Origin of the sequence: Rheinheimera sp., from assembly GCF_036568245.1 — a bacterium.
Taxonomy (GTDB): Bacteria; Pseudomonadota; Gammaproteobacteria; order Enterobacterales; family Alteromonadaceae; genus Alishewanella.
The window spans coordinates 1-9,484 of sequence record NZ_DATCSY010000300.1 but is presented as its reverse complement, the minus strand read 5'-3'; the positions used below and the strand labels follow the sequence as shown (position 1 = coordinate 9,484).

The 9,484-nt window shown below is 46.0% G+C and carries 7 protein-coding genes and 1 tRNA gene; 7 read left to right on the top strand and 1 reads right to left on the bottom strand.

Annotated elements, in window-relative coordinates:
* Both VIN66_RS13565 and rlmM read left to right on the top strand, forming a co-directional pair.
* On the top strand, positions 1-416 hold a 416-nt coding region (locus tag VIN66_RS13565; RefSeq protein WP_331924477.1), incomplete at its 5' end, for a DUF423 domain-containing protein.
* 1 nt (position 417) lies between these two features.
* A complete protein-coding gene (rlmM, locus tag VIN66_RS13560) occupies positions 418-1,500 on the top strand; it encodes a 23S rRNA (cytidine(2498)-2'-O)-methyltransferase RlmM (RefSeq protein WP_331924476.1) in 1,083 nt (360 codons plus the stop codon).
* 22 nt (positions 1,501-1,522) lie between these two features.
* Here the strand turns inward: rlmM and VIN66_RS13555 are convergent, their stop codons facing one another.
* Positions 1,523-2,647, bottom strand: coding sequence for an endonuclease/exonuclease/phosphatase family protein (locus tag VIN66_RS13555; protein ID WP_331924475.1), 1,125 nt, complete (start codon positions 2,645-2,647; stop codon positions 1,523-1,525).
* A gap of 377 nt (positions 2,648-3,024) precedes the next feature.
* Here VIN66_RS13555 and VIN66_RS13550 point away from each other — a divergent pair, with 377 nt between their 5' ends.
* From VIN66_RS13550 to VIN66_RS13530, 5 genes are all read left to right on the top strand, one after another.
* The gene (locus tag VIN66_RS13550) at positions 3,025-6,153 is read left to right on the top strand and encodes a TonB-dependent receptor (RefSeq protein ID WP_331924474.1); all 3,129 of its coding nucleotides are present in this window, start codon (positions 3,025-3,027) and stop codon (positions 6,151-6,153) included.
* Between the two features lie 103 nt (positions 6,154-6,256).
* Positions 6,257-6,901: a uridine kinase gene (gene udk / locus VIN66_RS13545; RefSeq protein ID WP_331924473.1), complete on the top strand. Its 645-nt coding sequence runs from the start codon at positions 6,257-6,259 to the stop codon at positions 6,899-6,901.
* 18 nt (positions 6,902-6,919) lie between these two features.
* The gene (locus VIN66_RS13540; protein ID WP_331924472.1) at positions 6,920-8,128 is read left to right on the top strand and encodes a NupC/NupG family nucleoside CNT transporter; all 1,209 of its coding nucleotides are present in this window, start codon (positions 6,920-6,922) and stop codon (positions 8,126-8,128) included.
* A gap of 15 nt (positions 8,129-8,143) precedes the next feature.
* Positions 8,144-9,094 (top strand): isopenicillin N synthase family dioxygenase, encoded by a 951-nt coding sequence (locus VIN66_RS13535; RefSeq protein ID WP_331924471.1) that lies wholly within the window; start codon positions 8,144-8,146, stop codon positions 9,092-9,094.
* A gap of 89 nt (positions 9,095-9,183) precedes the next feature.
* Positions 9,184-9,269: transfer RNA gene (locus tag VIN66_RS13530), tRNA-Leu, on the top strand.
* The last annotated feature ends 215 nt before the right edge of the window (positions 9,270-9,484 follow it).

Genomic DNA, 9,484 nt, shown 5'->3' with positions numbered 1-9,484 from the left:
ACTTATTGCACAGGCCGCGCAGTTTTGTAGCAGGAGCATTGATGAAGTACTTTTGGCAAATCAGTAATAGCACAGCAGCCTTGTATGGTGCCGCTGTAGTGGGGTTAAGTGCGGTGCTGATGCATTTGTGGCAGGGCAGCTTAAGCTCTGAAGCTTTAGCCCGCGTTATCAGTGCCCTGACAATGCTGGCTTTTCATACGCTGGCACTGCTTGCGCTTGGTATGCAGCGCAGCAGCGCCAAACTGACACAGTTAGTGGCACTATTGTGGCATCTTGGCTTGTGGTGTTTTGTTTGGACTATTCTGGCTGGCGTGTTTGCTTTGCCATTTCACTATTCTCAGTTGGCGCCTATAGGTGGCCAGCTACTTATTGCTGCCTGGTTACTATGTGCTGTAACGGCCTGGCGGCGGAGTTAACATGAGACAATTATTACTATATTGCCGCGCGGGTTTCGAGAAAGAATGTGCTGCTGAAATTCAGCATAAAGCTGGCCTGCATAACGTGTTTGGTTATTGTAAGTTAAGCAGCAACAGTGCGTACGTTATTTTCGAAGCCTATGATGCTGACAGCCTGGCTGCGTTTTACCGCGATTATCCGTTTGAGCAGTTTATATTTATCCGTCAGTGGAGCTTATTGTTAGCAGAGCTGCTGGAATTACCACCGGCAGATCGTATCGCCCCGGTGACTGAAGCTGTGCTTGGCGCAGAACTTAGTGGCTGTGGCGAGCTAAGAGTTGAATACCCGGAAACCAACGACGGTAAAACGTTGTCAACGCTGGCGCGTAAGCTGACGGTGCCGCTGCGTCAGGCACTGCGCCAGGCGGGTGTGTTACTCGCTAAAGAGCAGAAGCGGGCACCTGTGCTGCATCTGTTTTTATTAAGCGGCCAGCAAGGCTATGTGGGGTTGTCTTACCCTGAGAACAACAGCCCGTTGGAAAACGGCATTATGCGGTTAAAGTTTCCGAACGAAGCACCGAGCCGTAGTACGCTTAAACTGGAAGAAGCCTTTTTGCAGTTTATTCCCAAACATGAATGGGATAAACGTTTAGCCGGTGGTATGAATGCGGTAGATCTTGGTGCCTGTCCGGGCGGCTGGACTTATCAGCTGGTTAAGCGCAGCATGATGGTTACCGCTATTGATAACGGCCCGATGGCAGAGTCTTTGATGGAAACCGGTCAGGTGAGACACTTAACCGTTGATGGCTTTAAATTTGAACCACAGAAGAAAAATGTGTACTGGCTGGTATGCGACATGATCGAACAGCCGCAGCGGGTTGCTGAGCGGATAGGTGACTGGTTGATTAATGGCTGGTGCCAGGAAACTATTTTTAACCTGAAGCTGCCAATGAAAAAACGCTATGAAACCGTAACTGAGATTTTAGAGCAGTTTGAGCAGCGCCTGACGGAAGCTGGCATCAAGTTCCGGCTGCAGGTCAAACACTTGTACCACGACCGGGAAGAAGTAACGGTGCATGTACAAAACCTGGTGCAGCGGTTTTAGCCGCCGTGCTTAAAGCGCTGAGTTACTCAGCGCTTAATTCTAACTTCACCCAGACCAGTCGGTGATCCGAACTGGCACCGCGTGAGCCGACTAAAGGGTAGAGCGGGTCAGATTTCTCTGGCCAGAACACACCGCTTTCAAGCACTCGCCAGCCCGCTTTGGATGGCAGCACATAGTCTGCCCGCATCCGCCAGCCTGCAGTGTGAAAAGCCGCTTTAGGGTTATCTGGTGTATGTTCTGCGCCGCCTTTGCTTTGCGGTGGCAAACTGTTGTTTACGCGCGGGTGCTGATACAAGGCACTGATAGCACTGTTAAATGCATCACCTTCGCCATCAGCAGAAGAGTTCTGATCGCCGAGTAACACAAAGCGGGCTCCAACCGGCAGGCCACCTTTTACTGCTTTGTCATCATAGATGTAATTGCTGTCAGCTGGTGTCAGATAATCCGCCCAAAAACGGATCTCATCATGGTTGCGGATGCCGTTGCGGTTTTCTTCGCCATCAAACACCGGTGGTGTTGGGTGGCTTGCCAGCACATGTACAGTTTCTCCGTTGATGGTAAGCGGAATATCCCAGTGGCTTTTTGACGACAACGGAAATTCTGCCCAGGCTTTTTTGCTATACCAGGGGCTACCATCGGCTTTCTTCGTCGGCATAAAGTTCGGCATATCTTTCCATTTAAAATGCTGGAAGGTGCGAACCCCGGTTGTATCTATCGGATACTTTGACAACAGCACCATGCCGTATTGCCCCGGATAAAACCCGAAGCCCCAGGCATCAGCACCTGTGCCGCTGGCAACACCGTCATTGTCCAGATCATAAGGGCTGGGCTGGCCAGTGTTGACCGTGCTGTAGTAAAAGTATGGGTAATCGATAGCGTCGGCATTGCCCTGCGCTTTGTTCAGGTAATTGCGGATAAAAGCCTGAATACCTTTTTCCGGCTGCTGAATATAATCAAACTCATTTAACAGCAGTACGTCCGGCCGGATCAGCTGAATAATGTGTGCGATATTGCGGATCTGAGGCTGAGTATCTGTCTCCAGAAGTTTAGCCAGCACGGTACCATCACCAGGCTCACCGGCGGGCAGATAATTCTGCGCTTCCATACTGACATTAAAGGTGGCAAAAGTGACTTCAGTGGCTTGCATAGATGCAGATACTCCAAGGCTTATAACTGCACTGAGAATAGTAAGGGTTGTATGTTTTATCATCAGAAAGGGCGACGTTATTCAGACAGGTGGCTAGCATAAAGTGCAGAGCTTCTAAAAACCAGCAGAAGCATTAATTTTGCCGGAAAGTCATTTTATGAGCAAATTCCAGCTACATAGTGCGCAACTCCGACCTGCTATGTTACACTTATATGGCAGTCGCCTAAGACAATTAGAGGAGCAAAAAGTTCCCATAAATCGGATTGGCGTAAGAAAAATGTAATATGGTTTCGATACCATTATCTCCCAAATTGAACGCAGCATCTGTATTCAAATGGATTTAGATAAATACCTACAACTACCAGGTGAAAAACGATATGAAAATTAAAAGTTTAGCGCTTGCAATAACTCTTGCCGTTGGTGCAAGTAATGTTGCACTTGCCCAAGAAACGTCTTCAGCAATCCGCGGTAATGTTGTTACTGCTTCAGGACAGGTGGCGGCAAATGCGCGTGTGGATATCTTACATGTGCCTTCTGGAACGCGCTCTGTTGCGACAACAAATGAGTCAGGTTCATTCTCTAGTTCAGGCTTACGTGTAGGTGGTCCGTATACTATTACGATCACCAGTGCTCAGGGAACCAAAACTTATAACGACTTATACTTATCGTTGGGCGAGTCTTTCCGTTTAAATGCTCAGTTAGAATCTGAGCAGGTTGAACGCATTGCTGTGACTGGTACAGCAATTGCGGGTGCTGCTAATAATGGTAGCAGTAGCTATTTCAGTGCTGATGATATAGCAAATTCCCCTACATTTAACCGCGACTTAAAAGAAGTTGCGCGAATGAACCCTTATGTAAACTTACTGCCAGGTTCTGATGCGCCACTGAGTATTGGTGGTTCTAACCCTCGCTACAACAGTATTTCTATTGATGGTGTAGGTGTGAATGATGATTTTGGTTTAAATACAAATGGTTACCCGACTCAGCGCTCGCCAATTTCTTTAGATGCTGTAGAGCAGGTTGCCGTTGATGTTGCACCTTTTGATGCTTCAGAAGGTGGTTTCTCAGGTGGCCGCATCAATGCTGTAACTAAATCTGGTACTAATGAATTTCATGGTTCACTTAGTTACGAAAAAATGAGTGATTCTTGGGCCGGTACTCCAGAGCACCCGATTGACGGTGATGTACCTCTTGATTTCGAGCGTGATACCTATAGCTTTGCGTTAGGTGGCCCTATCGTTAAAGATAAACTTTTCTTTTTCTTAAACTATGAAAAGTCAAAAGAACCTACTCAGGTTGAATACGGTCCAGCAGGTGCTGGCGCGGCGAACGATAGCCGTGTAACTGTTGAGCAATATGAGCAAATTAAAGAGATAGCTCAGCGCGTATACGGTATTGATACCGGTGATTGGAATTCGGGGGCAGATACAGAGAATGAGAATTTCCTGTTAAAGCTGGACTGGAATATCAACAGTGAACATCGTGCTTCTTTTACTTATAACCTGACAGAGGGTAACAACCTTCGTAATCAGAGTACTGGCAACAGTACATTGCAGCTAGATACTAACTGGTATGACTATACGCAAAATATGGATCTATACCGTTTCTCGCTGTTTTCAGACTGGACAGCCGATTTATCGAGCGAGTTATATTTCAACTATAAAGATGTTGAGTCAATTTCTGGCCTTAAGACTACAGAATACGGTGATATCAACGTTCGTACCGGCACTGGTACTTTGAATTTTGGCCCTGACTATAACCGTCATGCTAATGAGTTGAAAAACAGCGACATGAAAATTGGCGCGAAGTTCACGTATCTGTTCGGTGACCATCAACTGAAGTTTGGTGGCGAGTATAACAAACTGGACGTATTTAATATTTTCGTTCGTAACTCACTTGGTTCGTGGAATTTTGATTCAATTGAAGATTTTGAGAACCGTACAGCTACTAGTTTTTCTTATGAAAATGCTTACACGAATGTAGCTAGCGACGCTGCAGCTGATTTCAGCCTGAAAATGACAAATCTTTATGTTCAGGACAATTGGTATCTGAACGATACAATGGAGCTTGGTTTAGGTCTTCGGTATGAGCGTTATATCGTTGATGATAAGCCAACACTTAATCAGAATTACGTCGACCGCTATGGTTTTAGTAATCAGGAAAATCTGGATGGTTTAGATATTCTGCTACCAAGAGTCGACTTTAAATGGTTAGCAACTGAAGATGTTACTTTACGCGCAGGTTTTGGTCGTTTCTCAGGTGGTAAACCAAACGTTTGGATTTCTAACTCGTTCTCGAATGATGGTTATACATTAGTTCAATTTGACCGTGGATCTGTAAGTCCTAGCGACTATCTAACCAACGTTGATGTAACAAGCATTCCTCAGTCAGTTCAGGATGCAATGTTTGCCGGTGACGGTGATACAAACAGTATCGATCCGAATTACAAAATGCCTTCAGATTGGATTGCTCGTTTAGCAGTTGATTATCGCTTTGATATTCCAGGCTTGGGTGAGGATTTCTACTGGAATACTGAGGTAATGCGTAAGTGGATGACTGACAACTCGCAATGGGTAGATATTTCGCGTTGTGTAAGCGGTCAAACCTCAGCTGGTGTGAATGTATACGAACCGTGTGATCCTGAGGCACCTACAGGGCACTATGACTTACTATTAACTAACGAAGATGTTGACGGTAAAGCTGTAATTTGGACCACCTCATTATCCAAAAATTGGGATAACGGTCTGAGTGCCTACGCATCATATACCAATCAAAATATAGAGGAAGGTAACCCTGGCACCTCTTCAACTGCAACGTCAAACTACCGCTACAATATTGTGCGTGATAGAAATCAGGCGTTAGTAGGCACTGCAGATTATGAAGTTGAGCATAGCTTGAAGTTAACTGTAGGTTACACTAAAGAGTTTTTCAGTGGCTACGCCTCGAAGTTTAACTTGTTCTTCCAACGCCGCTCTGGTACCAGTTTCAGCTGGGTTATGGGGTTGTATAACGACTATGCGTTTGGTGATCAAACATCTTCATTTGCAGGTGCAAGTTCATACTTACCATACATCCCAACTGGCCCAAATGATCCTAATCTGAGCCCAGAAAGCACTATTTCGTACGAAGAGCTTATGGCTAATTTCGCTGCTGTTGGCTTAGACAAGTACGCAGGCGGTTTTGCGCCTAAAGGTACAGGTAAGTCTCCATGGGTTTCAACGCTTGACTTCCAGTTCCAACAAGAAGTTCCAGGCTTTGCTGAAGGCCATAAAGGCATTATCTATTTCACTATCAATAATTTGCTAAATATGATTGATAGCGATAAAGGTAAAATTCAACGTCAAGAGTTCACCAATGCTTCTATCGTTGATTTCGCAGGTTTAGATAGCCAAGGCCGATACAAATATGAACCAGTGTTCGGTGGCGTTGATACCAACAACTGGAGCTTATTTGATGCTGAAGAATCTACTTGGAGAATTAAACTGGGCTTGAGCTACAAGTTCTAATTCCTGAGTTAACTATATTGATTTAAATGCCCGCATTAAGCGGGCATTTTTTTATTTCTTAATCAGCGTTTTTTAGCGATAATTACCGGCTTATTTTGCCAAAGTGAATTACTCCGTGGGAAAAAACACTATTATTGCGATTGCTGGCGCTTCGGCATCCGGCAAAAGCCTTTTTGCATCAACGGTATACCAGGAGCTGGTTGCTGAACTGGGCGGTGAACGTATCGCTATACTGTCGGAAGATGCCTATTACCGTGACCAAAGCCACTTATCGTTTGAGCAGCGCACGCTGACTAACTACGACCATCCAGCAGCTTTTGAACATGAGTTACTCGCTTCTCATTTGAATGCTTTGCGAAACGGCAAAGCGATTCAGATGCCACAATACAGCTATAAAACACACACCCGTACTGATGAAACCATTACTGTTCAGCCGGCAAAAGTCATTTTGGTCGAAGGTATTTTACTGTTAACTGATGAGCAGTTGCGGCAGCAGTTTGATATTACTGTGTTTATGGATACACCGCTTGATGTGTGCTTGCTACGTCGTATAAAGCGCGATTTAGAAGAGCGTGGCCGCAGTTTAAGCTCTGTTACAGAGCAGTATGAGAACTCTGTACGACCGGCATTTTTCGAATTTATCGCACCTTCCAAACAACATGCCGATCTGGTTGTCACCCGCGGTGGTAAGAACCAGATTGCTATCGATATTATAAAAGCAAAAATCCGCCAGTTGCTGGCGGAATAACAATCAGGGAATTTAACTATGATGGGATTAGTGGGCATTGCTGCCCTGTTACTGGTAGCTTACGCCGCATCGGCTAACCGCAGCCGTATTAATTGGCGTACTGTAGGGGGCGCATTTGGTATCCAGCTGGCAATCGGTGCTTTCGTTTTATATGTGCCCTTTGGCCAGGACGTGCTGTACAGCATTTCAACCTTTGTTGCGGACATTATCAGCTACGCGACATCAGGCATTGAGTTTCTGTTCGGTGATATTGGCCGTAAATCACAGGGCTTTATTTTCGCTATCCATGTGCTGACTATTATTATCTTTTTCTCATCCCTTATTGCTGTGCTTTACCACATAGGTGTAATGACGTGGATAATCCGTATTATCGGTGGTGGCTTGCAAAAGCTGTTGGGTACCAGCCGGCCTGAGTCTATGTCAGCCGCCGCAAACATTTTCGTTGGCCAGACTGAAGCGCCGTTAATTGTCAGGCCCTTTATACCCACCATGACCCGCTCTGAATTGTTCGCGGTAATGGTAGGTGGCCTGGCGTCAGTGGCAGGTTCTGTGCTGGCAGGTTATGCCGGGTTGGGTATTGAGCTTAAATATCTTATTGCTGCCAGCTTTATGGCTGCACCTGGTGGCTTTTTGATGGCAAAACTTATTCTGCCGGAAACTGAACAGCCGAAGAACGAGCTAAACGAAATTAAAGCGGACACCCAGCATACCAATCTTATAGATGCGGCTGCGGCCGGTGCGTCAAGTGGTATGCAGCTGGCACTAAATGTAGGCGCCATGTTACTGGCATTTGTTGGCTTAATTGCTCTGGTTAATGGTGCTATTGGCGGCATCGCTGGTTGGTTTGGTATTGAAGGCTTAACGCTGCAGGTGATTTTTGGTTATGTGTTCCAGCCACTGGCCTTTATTTTGGGTGTGTCCTGGGATGAAGCACGCCTGGCGGGTAGTTTTATTGGCCAGAAGCTGGTTATTAACGAGTTTGTCGCATACCTCGACTTTGTGCAGGTGAAGGAGCAGTTAAGCGCCCATACTCAGGTGATAGTAACTATTGCCCTGTGTGGTTTTGCTAACTTTTCTTCAATTGCTATTTTATTAGGTGGTTTGGGCGGTATGGCTCCAAGTCGCCGTGCTGATATTGCTGAGCTGGGTTTAAAAGCCCTGCTGGCTGCAACATTGGCGAACTTAATGAGCGCTGCAATTGCAGGGTTCTTTTTTTCCTTAGGCTAAAAACAGGTCTTTTATATGACACAGCAAGTTCCAACGTTAGATATAAGACGGTTTGCCACCGACAAAGATAACTTTGTTGCCGAAATTGGCAAGGCCTACACTGAGTTTGGATTCTGCGGCATTAGCGGCCATGGTATTCCGGACGACGTGGTAGAGAATACATACAAAGCAATTAAACAGTTTTTTGCTTTACCTAATGAAGTTAAAGCAAAGTACCATAAACCAGGTCAGGGCGGCGCCCGCGGTTACACCGGTTTTGGTGTTGAAAAAGCGAAAGACTCTAATCATCCGGACTTAAAAGAGTTCTGGCATGTTGGGCGGGAGCTAACTGGACCTGCGCCGCATCCGAGCTTGTATCCTAACGTCTGGCCGACAGAGGTTGACGGCTTTAAACAAGCGACTTATGCGCTGTATACCGAGCTGGAAAAATTGGGTAACACCGTATTAGAAGCTCTGGCTTTGTTCTTAGGACAAGAGCAAAGCTACTTCGCCGACAAAGTAAATTATGGTAACTCGATCTTACGGCCAATTCATTACCCGCCGATTAAAGACACCAGCACGCAGTCAATCCGCGCTGGCCAGCATGAGGATATTAACCTTATCACCTTGCTGGTTGGTTCAAATGAAGCTGGCCTGGAAATTTTGCGTCGTGATGGTAGCTGGCTGCCAGTAACCACGATCGAAGGCACGATAGTAGTGAATATCGGTGATATGTTGCAGCGACTGACTAACCATGTACTGCCATCAACCACGCACAGGGTTGTTAACCCGGCAGGTGCAGCAGCAGGTGAGCCGCGGTATTCGATTCCGTTTTTTATGCATCCTAACCCGGACTATGTTATTGAAACTCTGGATAGCTGCGTAAGTGCTGAACGGCCGAACCGTTACCCTGAGCCTATAAACTCTAACGACTATTTAATGCAGCGCTTAGAGGAAATTGGCTTATTGAAAAAAGGCAAAATGTAAGCATTTAGCTGTTTAAATGCGCAAACAGCTTTATCGATAGCGTCAGCATATTGACGAGGTGTGATAAGGCTGTATACTGCACGCCATATGCAGATGTGGTGGAATTGGTAGACACGCAAGCTTCAGGTGTTTGTGCCCACAAGGCGTGAGAGTTCGAGTCTCTCCATCTGCACCAAATCAACCGGCAAATGCCGGTTTTTTTGTGCCCATAGTTTGTGCAGTTGATTTATTGCGCAAACAGATTTATTTTCAGTTTTGTCAGTTGACGGATTTTTTTTTGTCGTTATACTGCACGCCATGTTGACGCAGTAGCGAAAACATAACGCAGATGTGGTGGAATTGGTAGACACGCAAGCTTCAGGTGTTTGTGCCCACAAGGCGTGAGAGTTC